Below are 20,983 nucleotides of genomic sequence, written 5' to 3'. Positions count from 1 at the left end.
TAAACAAGGTAGAAAAATGATTAAAACTAACAATCTTCTACTACTTCCCGTCGAAAAAATTCACGTAGAAGCTTTCTTGCGCAATAAAAGCGAGCTTGCAGCAATTTTAAATGTCGTAGTGCCTAATAGCTGGCCTCATTTCCCGGAAGCATTTTCCCTCCCTGCTGACGAATCTTGCGAATCCAATCCGCCTCCAACTGACTGGGGCAACTACTTCTTTATTCATCCAAAAAATCAAGTCCTTGTCGGAAACGGAGGTTTCACAGGCTCACCTGATGAGTCGGGGACTATAGAGATAGGTTATGAAATTGCTTCCGAATATTGGAATCGCGGATTTGCAACTGAGGTGGCCCAGGGAATGATCGATTATGCTTTCGCTCACGAGGAGGTTAAAGCAGTCATCGCCCACACTTTAGCTGAAAAAAATGCCTCGAATAGCGTGTTGCAAAAAGTGGGAATGAAGTTCATTACAGAGGTGGACGATCCTGAAGAAGGCAAGATATGGCGATGGCAAATAAGCAGGGATGAATATCATCCGACTTGAACTGTAACGCCGTTTTGCTGTTTAAGTCACTGGTTTTGGCGGTAATTTGAAGGTTCTCGGTTGGAGCATTAAATCTGGCAGATTGAATAAAAGCTATAATCTAGTCACTAACTAAAACCCGAAGCTCGGAGTATACAATGGTTTCAATTCTCAACAAACCGTGTTCGTTAATCTTGGAAGGATTAGTCAAAGTAATGAGCGAAAAGCAGCAACTCAGCTTTAAGCAGGCAGTTGTGAGACAAACTATATACTACGTCTCAAAACAGTTACCACCCGAAGAGCAAGATAATGGAGAACGCTACTTCATCTCTTTAGCCAATAAATGGCTTGAGCAGCCGACACAGGAAAATGCCAAAAAGGCTTCAATGGGGGTTGCCTGCGATTATATAGATGGAGGTATGAGATATTTCGATTATCCATCATATTTCCTTACACCTGCTGAGGCAGCAGGCAGTAGTGCATATGGTGCAACACAAAGCGCCTTAACAGCATCTGAAAACGATTCGCGAGCCGCCTATCAATGGCAAATTACTGCTGCTTGGGCTATTATGAATAACAAAGAACCACCGCTGCTGGAATAGAAATTATTAATAAACATTCCAACGGACTGTATTGAGTATTGATTTAATAAAAGCTAGAATTTACTCACCACCTAAAACCCGAAGCTCGTCGCCTACAATTGTTTCCATTCTGCACAAATCAGGCTGCTTCGTCCCTAAGATTTGTATTGAAAAAGTCGCGCCCTGGAAGTTGTTCAAATTTAGCGAAGCGCTCCAACACCGAAGGTCACAATTGTTAGAAAAGAAGAAGGCCGATCGACTAATAGCAGAAGAGGCAGCGGAACTCGATTGTATAGAGTATATGGATAGGCTAATTTCAAAACTATGAGCGTGTTTAAAGTACGCTCAACTTGCCTGAAACCAGCAATAATGGAGAGGATGCCATTTTAATTGTAAAAGTGTGGTAGCCATGACTGAGTTACTCGAACGTGCGATCGCCAAGTTGAAAACATTGTCTGCCAGCGAGCAAGATGCCCTCGCTTCAATGATTCTGGAAGAACTTGAAGACGATAGGCGCTGGGATCGAGCATTCTCCCGTTCCCCAGATGCTCTTGCTAAACTCGCAGCGACCGCAATGGCTGAGTATCGTGCAGGCAAAACCCAAGAACTCGATCCAGAAACATTGTGAAGTCAAGGACTACAATCGAGTTCCGTAGATTATTTGCTGATTTACCCGAACAAGTTCAACAGCAGACACGCGGGGCGTATCGCCAGTTCAAGGAAGACCCAAGTCATCCAAGCCTGCGTTTCAAGAAGGTGCATTTAGACTTACCAATCTACTCAGCCCGAATTAGCAAGTTGCAGTTGTTCTGTAGACTAATCTTTCTCCTGCTTTGACTGTTGTTGGCGGCGTACTGGTAAATTCGGGGTCAATATTGGGGCCTGCTAGTTGGGAACTTGTGGCTGCAAAATCTACTCCAAACTTTGTATTGTTAGCGGTGACTGTTACTTCTTGATAAATAGGGTTGGTTGGATTCGTTTGAGTCCATCCGGGTTGTAATTGAGAGACGATGCGGTAGTTTCCGGGGGCGAGGGTGAAGGAATAGTTGCCACTGGCGTCGCTGTAAGTGAAGGGTTCGTTGGTATTTCGGATGCCGTCGCGGTTAGTGTCAACGTAAACTAACCAGTTTTCCATTCCTGGTTCGTTGTCTGTCGGTTTACCTAAACCTCGGACTACCATTAAGTTGCTAAAACCGTCTTAAGCGTTAAGGCGTTCGTACTTCTTTATTCATACAGTTATCGCTTTTGCCGTCTAAGTTTTCAAAAGTTGATGGCTACTCTAAAACCTAATGATAAAGCCCTGTAATCAGGGTATTGGTAGGTTCGATAACTACATCTCGGCCAGCCTTTTTGCCACATCATTTGTCCGCCTCGAAAAACTTTGCATCTCCCTGTTGCTGGACCAGCAGGATTTTTTGTAACATTTGGGTCGGTTTGATAATATTCACCATCTTCATGATCGTATAGCTCTTCGTCATACCAATCCAAACACCACTCAGATACGTTTTGCCACATATCCAAACAACCATAAGGACTTTGCCGATCTTGACGAGTTCCTACAGGCAGTGTAGTTTCAGGGGGTGGAGGAAGGATGTCGTAATCTTGAGGCTCCTCGCTTCCCCAAGGGTATAACAGTCCCTCTGTCCCTCGGCAGGCTTTTTCCCACTGTGCCTCAGTTGGCAAAGCATAGTTTTCTCCCAAAGCATCTTGCAACCACCGTGCAAACGCGCAGCAGTCATGCCAAGATACGCAAGTAATTGGATGCTGCTTGCTAGGCGATCTCTGGGCAACTTCATTGTGGAAACACCAGTCATAGCTCGTTTTGTTTAGAAACTCCTGCCATAAATTTACGGTTATTGGTGTTTTCTGAATGGCAAAAGTTGACAACCAAATTTTTCTTAATGGTGCTTCCCTAGTCTCGGCTTCATTATCTTCTAAACAAGCTCCCATTAGAAATTCTGCTTCGGGGACAGTTACCATATCTAGCAAAAATTCCTGCATATAAATAGACTCTCTTTTTTGCTCAATTTTTTGTAGCCATTCAATATCAAAAATCTAATTGCTGCATCCGCACTGGAATTCCATTCCCCACCGTTACTAAGTTACCTCCTTGACGCAGAAGTCCGTCTCCACCAATACTCCAATCTCCCATATCACCGCCTATACCTCTATATGTAACCTTAGTAAAAACTATCGAGCAGTTGGTCAGTTGGATGGAGACACTGTAATCTGGTTTTGGGTTAGTTCACACGCAGAGTATGACAAGTTTCTGGGGCAGTTGTAGCAGTATCTACAGCCAGCCAATATGAATTAGAAAAGTGTATTTAGACAGGTGGAAGATTACGATCCCAATCAAATAATCTCAACAGCAGTTGCAGCAGTAGATCGATTCGGTGAGTCAGTCCCATCAACAGATCGCGATCGCAGGACAGACTAGCAATGCAGTGTTATTATCTGAATCTGACTGGGCATCGGTACAAGAAACATTGTATCTTCTCTCAGTGCCGGGGATGCGGGAATCGATTCGGGAAGGACTGGCAACGCCGATCGAGGATGGCGATCGCCATTTAGACTGGTAACTTGGCGAACCATACGTGCCATAATCAGCGATATTATCTGGTACGCGATCGCCTGGACATATGGATGCGCTAATCGGCAAAACTTTACAGGGTGGAAAGTACACCCTCGAACAAGAACTGGGACGCGGCGGCTTTGGGATTACTTTCAGGGCAAATCACCGCTATTTAGGACAGCCTGTAGTCATTAAAACTCTCAACGAATCTCTGCGCCAGCAACCCAATTTTGCTGAGTTCGATCGCAAGTTTCAAGACGAAGCGAGGCGGTTGGCTTCCTGCGTTCATCCGAATATTGTCCGCGTCAGCGATTTTTTTGTGGAAGACGGGCAGCCTTACATGGTGATGGACTACATAGCCGGTCAGAATTTGGGCGATGTCGTGTTCCCAAATCGGCCGCTGCCAGAAGAACTCGCTATTCTCTACATAACTCAAATTGGCGCTGCTTTAAAAGTAGTTCATCAAAAGGGTTTGCTGCACCGAGATGTCAAGCCGCAAAACATTCTGCTACGCCAAAACACCCAAGAAGTTGTGCTGATCGATTTTGGCATTGCCCGCGAGTTTACTGCCGGTGCAACTCAATCTCACACTAATATGGTGTCCGACGGCTACGCACCCCCTGAACAGTATTTCGCCCAAGGAAAATATACCCCCGCAACAGATGTTTACGGTCTGGCGGCGACGCTTTACACTTTACTGACAGCACAGGTGCCGGTGGCTGCAATTTTGCGTACCAGCCAACCGATGCCTTCACCCCGCGATTTGCAGCCTCAGCTAAGTGCGGCTGTCAGCCAAGCGGTGATGCGGGGGATGACGGTAGAAGCTCAAAATCGCCCTGCTACCGTGGATGAGTGGTTGTCGCTGCTGCACGGGCAGCCTCTTGGTGCAGCGTCGCCGAGCACCGGGCCGACGGTGGCGGTGATTCCGGGACACGGGCCTCAGTCGCCTGCGGCTTCGAGAACAGCGCCTGCTGTGGTGTCTTCTGGGGAAGGCAACCGCAAGGTTTGGTGGATTTTGGGGTTGGTGGCGATCGCACTTATTGTTGCAGGTTTTATCGGTATTGCTAGGGTTTTCCTCAACCGGCCGTCTTCAGAACCCGCACCGGTGGCCCAGGACGATCGCACTTCGACCCCCGCAGATCCAGACGCGCGCTCAAGCCCCGCACCAATTCCGGCGCCGACACCAACGCCTTTCTCGCCGCCGGCTGCTGAAACTCCAGCGCCGGCTGCTGAAACTCCAGCGCCGGCTGCTGAAACTCCGCCGCCGGCTGCTGAAACTCCAACACCAGCGCCAGCGCCAACACCAGCGCCAGCGCCAACACCAGCGCCAACTCCCGAGGCTGCCGAACCCACACCAACGGAAAAACTTGTTGACAAAGAGTTGCCGCCAGATCGATCGCCCGCACCCAGCCCCGAACAACCGGGAACAAATTATCAGAAGACTCCCACAATCCCTGGGTTTGCCGTTGGTACGCCGGAAAGCCAGATTTTATCCCAATTGGGAGAACCGACTGACTCTCAATCCCGGGGCTATTGGCCGAATACTCGCACCGCACTTTACGAAGTGCTGCCGAACCGGATTACTCTCGGCTACATTTACGATCGCGATTCGGACCAGCTTGTGCAAACAGAGGGTTCTTTTGCCCCGTCGGTGGACGATTTGGTAGTGCGAACCGCGTTAAACGGCATGGTGGGCGGCGCCAGCCGGGAGATTTGGCAGGGCTTGCGCGACGTGCAGCAGCGCCGGACTAATCAGTTTACGTTTAGGAAGGGTTCGCTCGAAGGGACGATCGAACGCAACAATCGCGATCGGATTTACATCGGCGTCTGGGACGACAATTTGCATTAAACTTGGCAGCGCTGACATCCTGCACCCTTGTCAATAAACCTGGGCGGGCAAGATGCCCACCCCACAGGAAAGCTCAACTCTTGTGGAACAGGCCGGAAAGCTTGTTCAAGAAAATGGTGCAGGATGTAAATATTCCCGACTCAGCTTTGTGCCAAAATCCAAAATCGAAAATCCAAAATCGAAAATCCAAAATCTAGTTGACGCAACACGAAATATTGTCTATGATTAAAGAACACACGAGGGGCTGTAATGGTTTCGACAGGGTGGCGAAAGCTGCTCCGTGATGCAGGTCGAGAGTGAGTCTCCTCTCGCAAATACCGGCTCAAACAAAAAAGTAAATGCGAACAACATCGTTCCTTTCGCTCGCAAAGCCGTCGCTGTAGCCTAAAAAACTTCTTGAGCACGGTTTAGAGTGTATGCCACCTAACTCCGTTAACGGTAGCATAACAACCCCCAACGGATGCCCTAGCTAAACGTTTCTAGTCGGCTAGCTAGGAAAGCAATCACTAGAAAATCCCCCCATTTGGGATAAAGATGGTTCCCGCCCTGAGGATTAGAGGGGATAAACCTGTGAACGATCGGAAGGTAAATACCCGCTTTGGACGGCAGTTCGATTCTGCCCAGTTCCATACAAGAAGTGACGTAAAATCAATGGTTTAAGCCATTTGAAAGTTACTTTAAAGCATTAAAAGGGCAGAGAGTTAACTCTCTGCCCTTTTGTTTGGCGTTCCATGTTCATTAAATCTAAAATCTAAAATCTGAAATCTAAAATCGACTAAGCTTGTTGCCAGACTGAACATACATAAAATGCAAACCCATTAGCTAACCTGGGCTCTGACATAAAAATAATTTCACCCTGCCTGTGCGTTCTTAGAGCCAGTCGGGCGATATACTATTAGGCGGTAAAGCATTAAAAATCTTTACAAAGACCCCGATTTCTAAGCCTACTCCTACGAAGGACGGGTGAAAAATTATATGCTGAGCGCTCAAAAGCTGGAAACATGAACCCAGGAATTGACTTACAAGGAAGTTTTGTAGATGCCCTGATCAATTTGGGCTTACCGGCGGACATCGCCCATCTGCTTTGGCTACCGCTGCCAATGGTGCTGATGATTGTCGGTGCTGTATTCGGGGTACTGACTAGCGTCTGGCTGGAACGGAAAATTTCTGCGGCGGCTCAACAGCGGATCGGCCCGGAATTTATCGGCCCTCTGGGAGTCCTAGCACCCGTTGCTGACGGGCTGAAGTTGGTGTTCAAAGAAGACATTGTACCGGCCAAAGCTGACGCGCTGCTGTTTACCCTAGGCCCGGTAATTGTGGTGATTCCAGTTTTTCTGTCTTACTTAATCGTGCCCTTCGGAGAGCATATGCTGATCGCCGATATGGGGACAGCAATATTTCTGTGGATTGCTCTTTCTAGCATTCAGCCGATCGGCTTGCTGATGTCCGGCTATGCTTCTAACAACAAATACGCCCTCCTCGGCGGACTCAGAGCAGCAGCTCAATCCCTCAGCTACGAAATTCCCCTAGCTTTGGCAGTATTGGCAGTTGTGATGATGTCCAACAGCCTCAGTACGATCGACATCGTACACCAGCAAGCCGGCTACGGCATTGTCGGCTGGAATATCTGGCGGCAGCCCGCAGGTTTCCTGATTTTCTGGATAGCAGCACTAGCAGAATGCGAACGGTTGCCCTTTGACCTCCCGGAAGCAGAAGAAGAATTGGTAGCAGGATATCAGACTGAGTACACGGGCATGAAATTTGCTTTGTACTACATCGCTTCCTACGTTAACCTCGTCCTTTCTTGCCTGCTAGTAGCCGTTCTGTACCTTGGCGGCTGGGAGTGCCCGATTCCTGTCGGAGTCATCACTAATGCCTTGGGATTGAGCGAGACGACTCCTTGGTTGCAGGTAATTACTGGCACGCTGGGCATTACGATGACCATGCTCAAAGCCTACTTTTTCCTGTTTCTGGCAGTTCTGCTCCGCTGGACTCTACCGCGAGTTCGGATCGACCAATTGCTAGATTTGGGATGGAAGTTTTTGCTGCCGGTTGCTTTAGTTAATTTGCTATTGACCGCAGCTTTGAAGCTTGCCTTTCCCTTTGCTTTTGGCGGTTAATTCATAATAGGTAAATGGCAACAGGGAAAAAAATAGCTGTTAACCAATTACCTATTATAAATTAGCAATTACCAAAAGCTCAAGTACAGAGAGAGAACACCATGCTAAAATTCCTCAATCAAGTAGGCGAATACGCCAAAGAAACTTTTCAAGCTGCTAAGTATATCGGTCAAGGGCTATCTGTAACTTTTGACCACATGAGACGCCGACCGATTACGGTTCAGTATCCTTACGAAAAATTAATTCCTTCCGAACGTTTTCGGGGCAGAATTCACTTTGAATTTGACAAGTGCATCTCCTGCGAAGTCTGCGTTCGGGTGTGTCCGATCAATTTGCCTGTGGTGGATTGGGAATTTAACAAAGAAACTAAGAAGAAACAACTCAAGCACTACAGTATCGATTTCGGAGTGTGTATCTTCTGCGGAAACTGCGTAGAATATTGTCCGACTAATTGTTTGTCGATGACAGAAGAATACGAGTTAGGGGTTTACGATCGCCACGAATTGAATTTTGACAACGTGGCCCTCGGACGTTTGCCCTACAAGGTTACAGATGACCCGATGGTGACACCGCTGCGGGAATTCGCTTATTTGCCGAAAGGTACAATCAACCCTCATGGAGTTTCCAGCAGCGATCGGCGCGCAGGTCTCCCTCCAGAGGAAATTAGCGAAAAATAGGTAATTAGTCATTAGTCAGCAGTCATCATTCATCAGTGAAATAACGATTATGAATGACTGCTAACTAATCAGTAAAAACGAACAATAGAAAACTAATGATTGAGGATTAAAAATTGTGAATCTAGCTGAAGGGGTTCAAATTGTTTCGTTTGGCATACTGTCCGTAATGATGATTGCAGGAGCACTAGGAGTAGTGCTGTTCTCCAACATCGTTTACTCAGCTTTTTTGCTGTGTGGCGTATTTACCAGCATTGCGGGCTTGTACCTGTTGCTGAATGCCGACTTTGTAGCAGCAGCGCAGGTATTGATTTATGTTGGCGCTGTTAACGTCTTGATTTTGTTTGCGATTATGTTGGTGAACAAGCGCGAAGATTTCCGCACAATTCCCAACGCTTGGGTGCGTCAAGTAGCAACAGCAGTAGTTTGCGTAGGCTTGTTTGCGCTTTTGGGTACGATGGTGGTGTCTACTCCTTGGGCTATTGTCGCGACGACAGGAGCACCTGCCGAAAGTTCGGTCGTGACGATCGCTAAACATTTCTTCACCGACTTTTTGCTGCCTTTCGAGTTAGCATCAGTGTTTTTGTTAATGGCAATGGTAGGAGCAATTGTGCTAGCACGCCGCGATTTCTTGCCAGATGAATTGTCGTCGAACAAGCTATCTGAAACACCCGCTTTTAGTTTGCAAGAAAGACCCCGCGAATTAGTTTCTGCCGGAGATGTTTCTTCGCCAGAATCTAAGTAACATTAGGGTGCGCGCTGCGCACCTATCTGTCTGTTTGGTAGTAATGTTGATTGAGAGAAAATCGCAAAATTTATGCAACTGCAACTCCAGTATTTTCTGTTATTAGCCGCCGCACTTTTCTGCATTGGTGTTTATGGTTTGATTACGAGCCGAAATGCAGTACGTGTGTTGATGTCGATCGAGTTGATGCTGAATGCTGTCAATCTCAATTTGATGGGTTTCTCCAATTATCTTGACCCCGTACAGATTAAAGGTCAAGTATTTACGGTGTTTGTAGTTACCGTAGCCGCTGCTGAGGCTGCCGTAGGTTTGGCAATTGTTTTGACGATTTATCGCAACCGCAATACAGTAGACATGGAAGAATTTAATTTGCTGAAGTGGTAATTAGTCAATAGCGATCGGTCATCAGTCATCAGTCATTAGTGACAAACTAATGCAGATTAAAGACTGATGACTAAGGACTAAGGACTAAGGACTAAGAACTAAGGACTAATGACTTCTAGTAATTTCTAGAGTAATTCTGCCACCGAAATCAGGGATGGGGGCAGCAGGTTTCGAGAGTTGTAGTTTAACTTTCTCAACTAACGGTAGTTGTAAAAGCGCTTGGGCAATAGTATCTGCTAGGCGTTCGATTAATAAAAACTTCGAGTCTTTGACTAGCTTTTGAATCAGAGTAATTGCGCTGCGGTAATCAAGAGTATGTTGAATATCATCACTTTTTCCAGCTTGCGATAAATCCAGCCAGAGAGTAACATCCACTTCAAACCACTGCCCCAAAACTTGCTCTTCCGGCAGATAGCCCGTATATCCGTAGCAGCGAATTCCTGTAAGTTGAATAGAATCCATTTTGTAATAAACTAAAGTGCGTTGCCTATACCAATTTGTATTAAACCAGATAAAGTTATCTTTCTCTTCCGTCTCTTTCTTTGCCCTCTTTTCCTCTTCCCTCTAGGCCAAGAGCGCCCTCTGCGTTTAAATCACTCTTATTCTATATTAAATTTCACAACTGTCCTCCTTGCTCCAACTTGTCGAGTAAATCCTCAGCAACTTCATACCATTTCCGCCTAATTTCTGCATCTTCTGGCTTTTCTGTCAAGCTGCGCCCTTGTAATTCAGGATATTTATTGTAATATAATTCATCAACTTTTTGATAGAAAATATCTCTATCGATGTTGAGATTTTTGCGTCGCTTGCCAATTTCTTCTTGCCTAGCTATTTCTGCATTTAAGGATGTATCGGGAAGTTGTGGCAATTCGGGAAACTTCGGCAACTCAGGCAACTTTGGCAATGTAAAACCAGATTTGACTACACTAAAAGCTAACATTCCCGGCAACAAAACCACGCTTAAACTCGCGACTGCTTTCCAAGGAATTAATTTAAAAATGTGGTTATTTTTAACAAGTTGAGGGTTTGGGTTAACAGGAGTATGATTGTTTGTAGCAGTTTGAGTGGTGTTTTTGAAAGGGCGACCGACAAAGTTCATTGTCGCTATTTGGGAAATTATACTGCTAATTTGAGATAGTTTTGGATCTTTGAGTGCTTCGCGGACTGCTTTTGCAGATTGGTAGCGATCGCCCGGTTGTTCTGCTAGCATCTTATCCAATACAGTACCGAGATTTTGACTGACTGTGACGTGCGATCGCCAATCCCAAGTTTTATTATTGATATCGTACAATTTTTGAGGCTTTTTGCCAGTGAGCAAGACTAAAGCCGTGACGGCTAAAGCGTACAAATCGCTAGCTGCAGAAACTTTACCCAGCCGCATTTGTTCGGCCGGCGAATAACCCTGTTTGCCGATCGCCGTATCCGATTGTCCGTTCAACTGAAGTACGGCATTGGCTGCGATGTGCTTGACGGAACCGAAATCAATTAAAAATGGTAGTTGGTCAGCATCATGCTGAATAATATTATCCGGGGAAATATCGCGGTGAATTAAATTTTTTGAGTGGATGTATTCTAAAACTGGTAAAAGCTGAAATAGCAGTTGAGTAACTTCAGCTTCGGTAAAATTTTTACCTTGCTGCTGGCGCGATATCAATATTTCTTCGTAGTTTTGACCCTTGATATAATCTTGCACTAAAAATAAAGATGGATTTCCGCCCAAATCCGTTCGCAGGAGTTCTCGAAACCTGGGAATTTGCGGGTGTTGGAGGTTGTAAAGCATACTCGATTCGCGATCGAACAATTCGGCCGCTTTCGGGCTGTGAACCACCGGAGAAAACTCTTTGAGTACGCAATGTTCGTTGTAGCGGTTGATGTCTTCGGCGAGATAAGTACGCCCGAAGCCGCCCCGCCCTAATTCGCGGAGGATGCGGTAGCGTTTTTCGAGAGTGGAACCTGGGGCGAGGAGGGAGGAGTTAGACATAAACCGCGGCAAAGTGTTCGAGTTGGGGAGTCGCCGAGCACAGTATAGCTTATTGTAGCTAAGTTTGTTTGAATGCGAGGGAAGGAAGGGCGATCGCTTTTTTTTGGGAGGGATGAAGGAGAAGGGATACTTTGCTTAAGATTCAGTATCTACAGGCTATTGGGTGGGTTTTACCAGCCATCTATGTCGGAAAAAAACAATAATATAACAGCGAACTCTTAAAATCATCCCAACTGCGATCGCCCTTATTCACCTGCTTTTTCTGCTAACTTATGCTCTTTGAAAGCTTCTAACAGCTTTCTCTTTTAAAATTTAGGTACAATTCGATTCCGATCGCCCTTTGGCCTTCATGGAAAAGGCAAAAATGCAGAGGGTAAAAGGGTAAAGAAGAGTCTTCGCCGGGAAAACTAGGACGACGGAGAAACCGACGCTACCGCTACGCGAAAACCCCAGGGCCTCCAACTGTGATCCGCCGATAGCCACTCACGAACGCCACTGCGGCAACGGACTGCATAGATTTCCCAGGAACCGCCACGCAGCACCCGGCGATCCTCTCTGCCAGTTTCCCACGAACTTCCGTCAGTTGGTGCGCCGCTATAGTTTTCGTGCCACCTATCGCTGCACCATTCCCAAACATTGCCGTGCATATCGTAAATCCCAAAGGCATTCGGAGGAAAACTCCCGACAGCAGTTGTTTTTCTGCTGTTAAGTCCTTGGGGGGCGTTTGCGTGGGGGGAGTATCCCCCATAGTTGACTAATTTCGGGGTAATGGTTTCCCCAAAACAAAATGGGGTTGTTGTACCCCCACGACAGACGTATTCCCATTCTGCTTCACTCAGGAGGCGATATTTTTTCCCGGTTTGTTGCGAGAGTTGGCGACAGAATCCGACGGCCATATTCCACGATACACATTCAACAGGACGTTTTTCACCTTTGAAAAAGGATCGGTTGCATCCCATCACTGCTTGCCACTGTGCTTGGGTGATGGGATATTTACCTGCAAAAAAAGCGGGTACTGTTACTTGATGCTGCGGACTTTCATTATCTCTTCTATCTTCCTCTGTGGCTGGGGTACCCATCATAAATGTGCCGCCGGGAATATAAACCATTTCCAGTACACTTCCATTCCCTAAATCTTCGGGGAACAAGTGAGCATAATGACGGCGGCGACTGTTTTCTTTTCCTTCAGCATCAACTGTGATGACATCAAAGTGAAAAGTAGGCAAATATTTTTGGAACTGCTGTTTTAGACTTGGTTCATCTCTATCCTTCAGCAGCGAATAGGCTGCAAATTTTACCGCGATTGATTCATCTTGCAGTGCCGCAATTATTAAATCTAAACCTGCGTCCCCATATCTGCTGAATGCTTCAGACAGTGCAGCAACTTTCACCTCAACAATGGGAGAAGCTAACCGAATTTTAATACCGGGAATCCCGCCTAAGACAGCCGCACCTAATGGCACTTGAGATTCACCGCCAAGGACAGCATCGTATTCTCTGGGTTGATTTGGATTTTCTGTCATAATCGGGACTTACGTAAGTGTCACACATCTATCCAGTTTAAGGGTGGGTAAAACTCAGTTCTAGGGTGATTATTCAGGGCCTAGAATTCTGACGCACCCTACTAATTATGCCAGTTGCGTAAATCTTGTATTACAAATCTTGATGTGTAAATTCCTTCGCATCTTTCCCTACATAACTCGCGGCAACATGACCATCTCCAACAACTCGATACTTATAGGTAATCAACCCCTCTAAACCAACAGGCCCGCGAGGCGGCATTTGCTGCGTGCTAATCCCCACTTCTGCACCGAAGCCGTAGCGGAAACCGTCGGCAAATCGAGTCGAACAATTGTGATAAACTCCTGCCGCATCAACTCCATTTAAAAATGTTTCGGCGGTTTCGCTGTCTTCGGTAACAATCACATCTGTGTGTCGGGAACCGTATGTATTGATATGGTTAATTGCCTCTTCCACAGAATCTACTATTTTGATTGACAAAATTAAATCGCTGTATTCTGTAGACCAATCCGACTCATTTGCTTCGGCAATAGTTTCGAGGATGGCGCGAGTTTTTTCGTCTCCCCGCAGTTCTACTTTTTTCTGCTGCAAAGCTGCGGCGACAGCGGGCAAGAAAACGGGGGCGATCGCACTGTGAACTAACAAAGTTTCAATGGCATTGCAGGCGGCTGGATACTGGGTTTTTGCATCTACAGAAATCTCTACTGCTTTGTTAATATCCGCTGCTTTGTCGGCGTACAAATGACAAATTCCGTCGGCGTGTCCCAACACGGGAATTCGGGTATTTTCCTGCACAAACCGCACGAAGGAATTAGAACCTCTGGGAATTATCAAATCTACATATTCATCCATTTTGAGCAGTTCGATTGTTTCTTCCCGCGTGGTGAGCAACTGCACAACTTCTGGATTAACCGCAGTTTCTGCTAATGCTTGATGTATCACTTTTGTCAATATTTCGCAGGAACGGACTGCTTCTTTGCCGCCTTTGAGAATGACGCCGTTTCCCGATTTGATTGCCAAGGAAACTATCTGAATTAACGCCTCAGGGCGCGCTTCAAAAATAATGCCTAAAACGCCCAAAGGACAGGTAATGCGCTTCAGAATTAATCCTGCATCCAATTCGCGGTGAATTTGCACGGAACCTACCGGATCTGGGAGTTTCGCAACGTCGCGCACGCCCGCGATCGCACTTTTCAACTTGCTCTCATCCAACTTGAGGCGATCGTACAGCGGTTTGGCAATTCCATCCGCCTCAGCCGCCTTGCAGTCAGCAGCATTCGCCGCCACAATATCCGGCGCAGCAGCTTCTAAAGCTTTAGCTATAGCATCAATAGCTTGATTTTTGGCATCAGCGGACAAAACTGCCAATTTTCTAGCAGATACGCGCGTTTTTTGGGCAATTTCAATAATAGACATGGCAGTAAGTTTTAAATAATTTTGAGTTTTGGGTTTTGAGTTTTGGGCTTTGGGTTTTGACTTTTGAATTGAATCCCCAAAAAATAAATTTTGGGGCGGTTTTTAATTTTAACAATTCTCAAGGAAATTCTATATTTTTGTTGAGACCCCTTACAGCGATTTGTAATTACAGGTTAAAACACTGAAGTATAGATAAAATCTCACGGTCATTTCAATTTGTCAATAACCTTAGGAGATTATTATGTCATCTCACGCCCCTTTACGCAAGGTAGGGCGAGCAGCCAAAGCTGGGGTTAAACTGATACAGAAAACTGGCGGAAATCTCGTTTTAGCTTCCGGCGTCACCATCAGCCTGCTGTTTGGTATGGTGTTAGCGTTATCTTTAGCCTCTGTTTTGATTCTCAACAGTCCCGATCCAGTCACCGGATTGGCGATCGCACTTCCGATTACCCTGATTTTTAACATCGCTGCTTTTTTCCTATCGCCTTACTTGATGGACTTAACCCAAAATTGGCTCTACAATACTCGGTGGGTTTCCCTAGCAGAAATTGAAAGCCTAAGTCCCGAAACAGCGAAAGTTATTCAGAAGGTTTGCAAGCAGAAAAAACTCCAGCAGCCGCGTTTAGGAATTATCGACGACCAAAACCCTACTGCTTTTACTTACGGTTCATTTCCAAACAGCGCTCGCTTAGTCGTCAGTCAAGGTCTTTTCACCTATTTAGACGACGATGAAATTGCCACTGTTTACGCCCACGAACTCGGTCACATCGTCCACTGGGACTTTGCAGTAATGACTTTAGCTTCGACTTTGGTGCAGATTACTTATTTAATTTACACTACAGCTCAAAGAATGGGTCGAAGTGGTGGCGACAAAGCTAAAGATGCGGCCGGTACGGTAGCTGCTGTTGCTTATTTTTTTACATCGCAGGCACTTATTTATTGCTGTATTTGTCGAGGACGCGAGAATATTTTGCAGATTATTTTGCGGCCCAAACTACTGGAAATCCCAACGCTTTGTCTCGCGCTTTGGTAAAAATTGCTTACGGTATTTTGGAAGAAGGACAAACAGCAACAGAACCCAGCCGTTTATTAGAAGGAACTCGCGCTTTAGGCATTTACGATGCCAAAGCTGCCACATCTACCGGCACTGCTTACAGGATTTCTTCGGAACCAGAAAAGATTGGGCGAGTGTTTTTGTGGGATATGTTTAATCCGTGGGGTTGGTGGATGGAGTTGAACTCGACTCACCCGCTGACGGGTAAACGAGTTCGCGCTTTGAGCACTTATGCCGAACAATTAGGCTTGGATATTGAGTTTGATATGGGCCGGATTGTCGGCGAAGGCAACGATTTGAGCAAGCGGAGATTGTACGGCAATTTTGTGTTCGATTTGCTGCTGTACAGTGCAGAAACTCTGGGGTTAGCAGTGGGTTTTGCGATCGGCATTTCCCTGTATGCTGTAAACCCGATGATGATGGTTGCTTGTCCTTTAATCGGTTTGGGCGTGGGAATTGTGCTCAAGACTTTGGTGATGTTCCCGAATTACGAACAAGCAGAACATTTGGATGTTTTAACCTTAATGTCTGACCCTTATGCAAGTCCTTTGCGGGGTCAACCGGCGCAACTGCAAGGCGAATTAATTGGTCGCGGCGATGCGGGTTATACCTTCGGTTCTGATTTGAAATTGCAAGACAGAACGGGAATGATTTATCTGCGCTATGCTTCTCGTTTTGGGCCAATTGGTAATTTTCTGTTCGGGATGAAACGGGTTAAAAGTTTGATTGGAATGGATGTTAGGACTTTGGGTTGGTTCCGCCGGGGCGTTGCACCTTGGATGGATTTGATTCAGCTTGAAAGCGATAGCGGTACGACGGTTAAGAGTTATCACCGATTCTGGTCTGTTGTGATGGGTATCGGTGCGATCGTTCTTGGTATTGCGGCGCTATTTGTTTCATTTCCAGCTTAACACTTGACAGGTAAAACCTTTTACGTTAAATATAATGAAGCTCGAAAATTCGAGCTTTTTTTTTGTTACATATTTTTGGTTACATACGATACTATTGAATTTAATACCTGTAAATTATCTTGTTTTTATCAAAATAGTGAGTTGACGAACCGCTTTCGACGTGTTAGCGAAGGGGGCGCAATAGCGCTCTTGTCGCGCAGAAAGAAGGAAGGAAGAAATAAAGAAGGAAATAGGTGATCTTATGGTGAGAAGGAAGTAATTCATTGATGATCCAATATGAAAATCAAACTTGCTACAATTAGTTTGTTGTTGATAGTATTAACTTTAGCAGTCAGCAACCCTAGCCCAAAAGTTAGGGGTAACTTAACAAAAATGATCGCCCAAACGGAAAACCCGGACAAAAAAAATACCATGCAAAGTATTCTCGATGACAGCGCAAAATTAGAAAAACTAGCTGGCGACTTCCAATTTATAGAAGGCCCGATTTGGCATCCAGACGGCTTTTTGCTGTTCAGCGATATTCCCGCCAATATTATCTATAAATTCGCATCAAATCAGCAAGTTGAGGTATTTCGCCGCCCTTCGGGAAAAGCCAATGGGAATACTTTAGACAAAGAAAACCGCTTACTTACTGCCGAACACGAAAATCGCCGCGTATCTCGCACAGAAAAGGACGGCAAAGTTATCACCTTGGCGGATAGATACGAGGGCAAGCGGCTAAACAGTCCGAACGATTTGGTTGTTAAATCCGACGACAGCATTTATTTTACCGATCCGCGCTACGGTGTTAGTAAAGAGCAGGAAGAATTAGGTTTTTACGGTGTTTACAGGCTGGCATCAGACGGGAAATTAACTCTGCTGGTTAAGGATTTGGTGCTGCCGAATGGCATCGCCTTTTCGCCAGACGAGCAAAAACTTTATGTCAACAATTCGGAAGCGGGATACATTGCCGTTTTCGATGTAAAACCAGACGGAACTGTTACCAACCAGCAGCTTTTTGCGGAGTTAAAAGATGCCAGTCAAGGCGGAGTTCCCGACGGTCTAAAAGTTGATTTAGAGGGGAATGTTTACAGCACCGGGCCGGGGGGAGTGTGGATTTTTTCGCCGGATGGTAAGGTTTTAGGGAAGATTCCTGTGCCTGAGACGGCGACTAATTTGGCTTGGGGAGAAAGCGATCGCAAAACGCTTTACATTACGGCAAATACAAGTCTGTATCGGATTCGCCTTAAAATTGCGGGCGTGCGGCCTGGAAAATAATCTAAAATCGGGCAAAGTTGAAAGTAAAGCGGCATTTGCAGGCGAATCTCATATAAAGTATTTGTTTGTAGTAGTTCTTAAGCGCTGCTGCAAACTTTTATTTAAGACATTTTTTGACAAGAATTTTTTGATGGTAAAAGCCCCCGGATTGATCCGTGGAATCAATCCAAAATCTAAAATCTAAAATCCTCAAGCCCCCGAATTGATCCGTGGGATCAATCCAAAATCTAAAATCTAAAATCTAAAATTGAATGACTGCGATGTTCATAGCCCGCTTGCATAAATTTCTGACTGCGACTGTTGATGAAAAATCCCGATCGCACACAATATTTTGGTTGACTCTGAGCTTGACATTTGCCGCAGTTTATGCTATTTTAGGACTCAAGCAAGTCTTCAGCGCCGAGTATATGGTGCAAGACGATGCGAGGCAACACGTTTTCTGGATGATGCGGTTTGTCGATCCTGAATTATTCCCCAACGATTTCATTGCTAATTACTTTCAATCAGTCGCCCCCGCAGGATACAGCACGCTCTACAAATTAGCAGCAACAGTTGGCATTCACCCGCTATTTTTTCACAAAATATTGCCGCTATTTCTCGGCTTAATTTCCACTTATTACTGTTTTTGCCTTTGCCTAGAAATGCTGCCAGTGCCGATGACTGGATTTATGGCATCTTTGCTGTTAAATCAGCATATGTGGATGACAGACGATTTGGCTTCCACAACGCCAAGAGCTTTTATATATCCGATATTTCTGGCTTTTTTATATTATTTGTCGCGCAGTTCGTTGCTGCCTTGTTTGGGGGCGATCGCGCTAGTCGGACTATTCTATCCTCCTTATGCCTTGGTTGCTGCCGGAATTTTAGTTTTGCGCCTGCTATGCTGGGAAAACGGCGGTTTGCGCTTGTCGGGCGATCGTACTAATTACCTATTTTGCACTACAGGTTTGGGAGTAATCTTTTTAGTAATGCTGCCCTATGCCTTAGATAACTCTGAATTTGGCCCAACTTATACCGCAGCAGAAGCGAAGCAAATGGGCGAATTTGCACCTGACGGCAGAAATGCTTTTTTTCGTCCAAATCCGGTAGATTATTGGTTGACAGGGCGGGGCAGCGGGATGTTTCCCAAGTCGCTGTTTACGCCTGTAACTCACTGTGTCGGGCTGTTATTTCCGCTGCTGCTGTTTTGGCGATCGGCTTTTCCCTTAGCAAATCAAATTCAAAGCAAAATTTGGCTTTTGCTTCAGCTATTTTTAGCATCCTCGGCGATGTTTTTTGCGGCTCACGCTACCATTTTTAAACTTTATCAACCAGGTCGCTATACTGCTTACAGCTTGCGATTTATTATTGTTTTAATAACTGCGATTGTCCTAACTTTAATTATCGATGGAGTCGGTTCTTGGGCATCAAAAACCGCAACAACCTTTCATTTAAAAAATTTAGTTGCACTAATTACGACAGCGACAATCGCTATCGCCGTTGTCCTTTATCCCTGCTCAGTCAAAAAATTCCCTACAGTCGGGTATGCAGAAGGTAAAATGCCGGGTTTGTACAATTTCTTTAAGCAACAACCTAAAGATATCTTGATTGCTTCAATCGCGGCAGAGACTGATACTTTGCCAACATTTAGTCAGCGTTCGGTTTGGGTGGCAAAGGAATATGCAGTGCCTTATCAGAAAGGCTACTACAGCAGATTTCGGCAGCGAGTTAGCGATTTAATTCGCGCTCAATACACGCCCGATCGAGCTGTGTTGCAAAATTTTATTAATCAATATGGAGTTGATTTTTGGATGCTCGATCGCAATGCTTTGACTCTTGATTATGTAGAGGACTACGGCTGGATAGATGATTTTGATGCGACACCGGAGGCGATGCTTTCTCTCAAACAAGGGAAAATTCCTGCCTTAGCTCCAGCAATGACAAGTTGTGCTGTTTTTCAGAATGAAATTCTAGTGGTTTTGGATGCGTCTTGTATTGTGAAATTGACCGGGAATTAAGGCGAAGCAGATCCAAATCATCTGCTTTACCAGCAAGAGCATGGGAACTCAAAAAAAAGTCAATTAGGGGATGGGGAAGATATCAAACATGAATTATAGCGATCGCAAATGAATTGTAAATCACAAATCATGTATAATAATGAGGACGTAAATCTCAGTAGGAGTTGAGATGTCCCAAAAGAAATCGGCAGAAAATTTTGTGGAGCATGAAGTCCAAGCTTTATTGGAACTCGAAAATTTTATTGCCAGCAATCCCGACCCAAGAGAACTTAAAAGAGCTGCTTCTATCCGCATGTTAATTGAAGGGGTTCGCCGCGAAACTATTCAAAAGATATTGGGAGTATCATCTCCATTTATCAGTAAGTGGAAAATCAATTATGCGTTGCATGGAATTGAAGGGTTGCGCTTAAATCATCAGGGTTCGCCGGGACAACTTAAGCCTGAAGAACGAGCGGAAGTCATCCAATGGTTAACCAATAAAAACCAGTGGGATTTATCCGAATTATCAAATTATATAGCAGAGCGATATCAGATTGAATTTCAATCAAAAACTAGCTACTACCAACTTTTTAAATCAGCGGGAATTAGCTGGAAAAAATCTCAAAAAAAGAATCCAAAACGTGATGAAGAACTTGTCAAAAAAAAGCACCAAGAAATCTGTGAGATTCTGGAAGAACACGCCCGAGCTATAGAATCGAGAAAGCTTGTGGTGTATTTGATTGATGAGTGTCATCTATTGTGGGGAGATGTCTGTGGTTATCTTTGGGGAAGGCGCAACGAGAGAATAGAAATACCACTGGTGAATCAGAGAGAAAAACAAACTTATTATGGCGCAGTAAATTATTTAACAAAACAGTTTGTTCTGCGAGAATATGCAACGGCAAATTCTGAGAATACAGTGGCTTTCTTAAAAGACTTACAATCTTTAAATCCCGAAGCCAGACATTTGATTATTTGGGATGGAGCCAGCTATCACAAATATAAAGAAATGAAAGCTTACCTAGAAGAAATTAATCAAGGTAAGGAGCGGGATGAATGGCCTTTAACTTGTGTCCTGTTTGCTCCTAATGCTCCGGAGCAGAATCCAGTCGAAGATATTTGGCTTCATGCCAAGACTTGGGTGAGAAAATTTGGGAATCGGCTCAGTTCTTTTGCCTTGGTTAAATGGTTTTTAAATTTTACCATACAGTCACAAACCTTTGACTTTCTCAAGTTACACAAATTTGGTATTTTTGAACCAACACTCAATGGAACTGCTGCTCGAGCGAACCCTTAATTAATTTACGAATGATTTGCGATCGCTATAGAATAGACATCTCCGAAAACAATCAAAGCCTCTGTGTAGTTAAGCTCCTTGACGTAAATGTAATCATCCTAAATTAGCTAGTGTGCACGATA

20 protein-coding genes and 1 other RNA gene are annotated in these 20,983 nt (G+C 45.2%); 15 read left to right on the top strand and 6 right to left on the bottom strand.

What is annotated here, in order from left to right; genetic code table 11:
- Positions 1 to 16 precede the first annotated feature (16 nt).
- From E5S67_RS20630 to E5S67_RS20620, 3 genes are all read left to right on the top strand, one after another.
- Complete coding sequence (locus E5S67_RS20630; protein ID WP_172190267.1) at positions 17 to 544, top strand: GNAT family N-acetyltransferase; 528 nt, start codon at positions 17 to 19, stop codon at positions 542 to 544.
- A 137-nt stretch (positions 545 to 681) separates the two neighbouring features.
- Positions 682 to 1,125 carry a hypothetical protein gene (locus E5S67_RS20625; RefSeq protein WP_172190266.1) on the top strand — a complete coding sequence of 148 codons (444 nt, stop codon included), beginning with the start codon at positions 682 to 684 and terminating at the stop codon, positions 1,123 to 1,125.
- Positions 1,126 to 1,513: 388 nt separating this feature from the next.
- Positions 1,514 to 1,732: a hypothetical protein gene (locus E5S67_RS20620; RefSeq protein ID WP_172190265.1), complete on the top strand. Its 219-nt coding sequence runs from the start codon at positions 1,514 to 1,516 to the stop codon at positions 1,730 to 1,732.
- Between the two features lie 162 nt (positions 1,733 to 1,894).
- On the opposite strand, the gene E5S67_RS20615 is transcribed toward E5S67_RS20620, so the two are convergent.
- The gene (locus E5S67_RS20615) at positions 1,895 to 2,284 is read right to left on the bottom strand and encodes a hypothetical protein (protein ID WP_172190264.1); all 390 of its coding nucleotides are present in this window, start codon (positions 2,282 to 2,284) and stop codon (positions 1,895 to 1,897) included.
- Between the two features lie 80 nt (positions 2,285 to 2,364).
- The gene (locus tag E5S67_RS20610) at positions 2,365 to 3,105 is read right to left on the bottom strand and encodes a formylglycine-generating enzyme family protein (RefSeq protein ID WP_172190263.1); all 741 of its coding nucleotides are present in this window, start codon (positions 3,103 to 3,105) and stop codon (positions 2,365 to 2,367) included.
- A 392-nt stretch (positions 3,106 to 3,497) separates the two neighbouring features.
- On the opposite strand from E5S67_RS20610, the gene E5S67_RS33505 reads away from it, so the two are divergent.
- The 7 genes from E5S67_RS33505 (at position 3,498) to nuoK (ending at position 9,448) form a co-directional block, all read left to right on the top strand.
- Entirely contained in the window at positions 3,498 to 3,683 is a 186-nt protein-coding gene (locus tag E5S67_RS33505; protein ID WP_339382940.1) for a type II toxin-antitoxin system Phd/YefM family antitoxin, read from the top strand.
- A gap of 60 nt (positions 3,684 to 3,743) precedes the next feature.
- Positions 3,744 to 5,525, top strand: coding sequence for a serine/threonine protein kinase (locus E5S67_RS20600; protein WP_172190262.1), 1,782 nt, complete (start codon positions 3,744 to 3,746; stop codon positions 5,523 to 5,525).
- A 240-nt stretch (positions 5,526 to 5,765) separates the two neighbouring features.
- Positions 5,766 to 6,157, top strand: a transfer-messenger RNA (tmRNA) gene (gene ssrA / locus E5S67_RS20595).
- A gap of 369 nt (positions 6,158 to 6,526) precedes the next feature.
- Positions 6,527 to 7,645 (top strand): NADH-quinone oxidoreductase subunit NuoH, encoded by a 1,119-nt coding sequence (nuoH, locus tag E5S67_RS20590; RefSeq protein WP_172190261.1) that lies wholly within the window; start codon positions 6,527 to 6,529, stop codon positions 7,643 to 7,645.
- Positions 7,646 to 7,746: 101 nt separating this feature from the next.
- Positions 7,747 to 8,322 (top strand): NAD(P)H-quinone oxidoreductase subunit I, encoded by a 576-nt coding sequence (ndhI, locus tag E5S67_RS20585; RefSeq protein WP_172190260.1) that lies wholly within the window; start codon positions 7,747 to 7,749, stop codon positions 8,320 to 8,322.
- A 115-nt stretch (positions 8,323 to 8,437) separates the two neighbouring features.
- Complete coding sequence (locus E5S67_RS20580; protein ID WP_172190259.1) at positions 8,438 to 9,064, top strand: NADH-quinone oxidoreductase subunit J; 627 nt, start codon at positions 8,438 to 8,440, stop codon at positions 9,062 to 9,064.
- A 78-nt stretch (positions 9,065 to 9,142) separates the two neighbouring features.
- A complete protein-coding gene (gene nuoK, locus E5S67_RS20575; protein WP_216670614.1) occupies positions 9,143 to 9,448 on the top strand; it encodes an NADH-quinone oxidoreductase subunit NuoK in 306 nt (101 codons plus the stop codon).
- A 105-nt stretch (positions 9,449 to 9,553) separates the two neighbouring features.
- Here nuoK and folB read toward each other — a convergent pair whose 3' ends face one another.
- The 4 genes from folB to E5S67_RS20555 all read right to left on the bottom strand — a co-directional run bounded on the left by folB (position 9,554) and on the right by E5S67_RS20555 (position 14,366).
- Positions 9,554 to 9,910: a dihydroneopterin aldolase gene (gene folB / locus E5S67_RS20570; protein WP_172190257.1), complete on the bottom strand. Its 357-nt coding sequence runs from the start codon at positions 9,908 to 9,910 to the stop codon at positions 9,554 to 9,556.
- A 154-nt stretch (positions 9,911 to 10,064) separates the two neighbouring features.
- The gene (locus E5S67_RS20565; protein WP_172190256.1) at positions 10,065 to 11,429 is read right to left on the bottom strand and encodes a serine/threonine-protein kinase; all 1,365 of its coding nucleotides are present in this window, start codon (positions 11,427 to 11,429) and stop codon (positions 10,065 to 10,067) included.
- A 407-nt stretch (positions 11,430 to 11,836) separates the two neighbouring features.
- Entirely contained in the window at positions 11,837 to 12,952 is a 1,116-nt protein-coding gene (locus E5S67_RS20560) for a formylglycine-generating enzyme family protein (protein ID WP_172190255.1), read from the bottom strand.
- 130 nt (positions 12,953 to 13,082) lie between these two features.
- A complete protein-coding gene (locus tag E5S67_RS20555; RefSeq protein ID WP_172190254.1) occupies positions 13,083 to 14,366 on the bottom strand; it encodes a glutamate-5-semialdehyde dehydrogenase in 1,284 nt (427 codons plus the stop codon).
- 241 nt (positions 14,367 to 14,607) lie between these two features.
- Between E5S67_RS20555 and E5S67_RS33500 the strand changes: the two genes are divergently transcribed.
- From E5S67_RS33500 to E5S67_RS20535, 5 genes are all read left to right on the top strand, one after another.
- Positions 14,608 to 15,399 carry a M48 family metalloprotease gene (locus E5S67_RS33500; protein WP_246276895.1) on the top strand — a complete coding sequence of 264 codons (792 nt, stop codon included), beginning with the start codon at positions 14,608 to 14,610 and terminating at the stop codon, positions 15,397 to 15,399.
- The gene (locus E5S67_RS33495; protein WP_246276894.1) at positions 15,315 to 16,331 is read left to right on the top strand and encodes a M48 family metalloprotease; all 1,017 of its coding nucleotides are present in this window, start codon (positions 15,315 to 15,317) and stop codon (positions 16,329 to 16,331) included. The genes E5S67_RS33500 and E5S67_RS33495 overlap by 85 nt, the downstream gene beginning before the upstream one ends.
- Before the next feature lie 276 nt (positions 16,332 to 16,607).
- Positions 16,608 to 17,588, top strand: a complete 981-nt coding sequence (locus tag E5S67_RS20545; RefSeq protein WP_172190253.1) for an SMP-30/gluconolactonase/LRE family protein — start codon at positions 16,608 to 16,610, stop codon at positions 17,586 to 17,588.
- A 251-nt stretch (positions 17,589 to 17,839) separates the two neighbouring features.
- On the top strand, positions 17,840 to 19,585 hold the full coding sequence (locus tag E5S67_RS20540; RefSeq protein ID WP_339382938.1) for a hypothetical protein: 1,746 nt from the start codon (positions 17,840 to 17,842) through the stop codon (positions 19,583 to 19,585).
- A 169-nt stretch (positions 19,586 to 19,754) separates the two neighbouring features.
- A complete protein-coding gene (locus E5S67_RS20535; RefSeq protein WP_172190252.1) occupies positions 19,755 to 20,861 on the top strand; it encodes an IS630 family transposase in 1,107 nt (368 codons plus the stop codon).
- The last annotated feature ends 122 nt before the right edge of the window (positions 20,862 to 20,983 follow it).

The organism is Microcoleus asticus IPMA8, from assembly GCF_013179805.1.
Lineage (GTDB): Bacteria > Cyanobacteriota > Cyanobacteriia > Cyanobacteriales > Microcoleaceae > Microcoleus > Microcoleus asticus.
Note: the sequence above shows the minus strand (reverse complement) of the source record. Positions and strands in the feature narration are given on the sequence as shown.

Coding starts and splice junctions, on each gene's coding strand:
- E5S67_RS20630 (WP_172190267.1), top strand. CDS start 17: ATGATTAAAACTAACAATCTTCTACTACTTCCCGTCGAAAAAATTCAC.
- E5S67_RS20615 (WP_172190264.1), bottom strand. CDS start 2,284: ATGGTAGTCCGAGGTTTAGGTAAACCGACAGACAACGAACCAGGAATG.
- nuoH (WP_172190261.1), top strand. CDS start 6,527: ATGAACCCAGGAATTGACTTACAAGGAAGTTTTGTAGATGCCCTGATC.
- E5S67_RS20625 (WP_172190266.1), top strand. CDS start 682: ATGGTTTCAATTCTCAACAAACCGTGTTCGTTAATCTTGGAAGGATTA.
- E5S67_RS20560 (WP_172190255.1), bottom strand. CDS start 12,952: ATGACAGAAAATCCAAATCAACCCAGAGAATACGATGCTGTCCTTGGC.
- E5S67_RS33500 (WP_246276895.1), top strand. CDS start 14,608: ATGTCATCTCACGCCCCTTTACGCAAGGTAGGGCGAGCAGCCAAAGCT.
- E5S67_RS20535 (WP_172190252.1), top strand. CDS start 19,755: ATGTCCCAAAAGAAATCGGCAGAAAATTTTGTGGAGCATGAAGTCCAA.
- E5S67_RS20600 (WP_172190262.1), top strand. CDS start 3,744: ATGGATGCGCTAATCGGCAAAACTTTACAGGGTGGAAAGTACACCCTC.
- folB (WP_172190257.1), bottom strand. CDS start 9,910: ATGGATTCTATTCAACTTACAGGAATTCGCTGCTACGGATATACGGGC.
- E5S67_RS20545 (WP_172190253.1), top strand. CDS start 16,608: ATGAAAATCAAACTTGCTACAATTAGTTTGTTGTTGATAGTATTAACT.
- E5S67_RS20540 (WP_339382938.1), top strand. CDS start 17,840: ATGACTGCGATGTTCATAGCCCGCTTGCATAAATTTCTGACTGCGACT.
- E5S67_RS20565 (WP_172190256.1), bottom strand. CDS start 11,429: ATGTCTAACTCCTCCCTCCTCGCCCCAGGTTCCACTCTCGAAAAACGC.
- E5S67_RS20610 (WP_172190263.1), bottom strand. CDS start 3,105: ATGCAGGAATTTTTGCTAGATATGGTAACTGTCCCCGAAGCAGAATTT.
- E5S67_RS20555 (WP_172190254.1), bottom strand. CDS start 14,366: ATGTCTATTATTGAAATTGCCCAAAAAACGCGCGTATCTGCTAGAAAA.
- E5S67_RS20620 (WP_172190265.1), top strand. CDS start 1,514: ATGACTGAGTTACTCGAACGTGCGATCGCCAAGTTGAAAACATTGTCT.
- ndhI (WP_172190260.1), top strand. CDS start 7,747: ATGCTAAAATTCCTCAATCAAGTAGGCGAATACGCCAAAGAAACTTTT.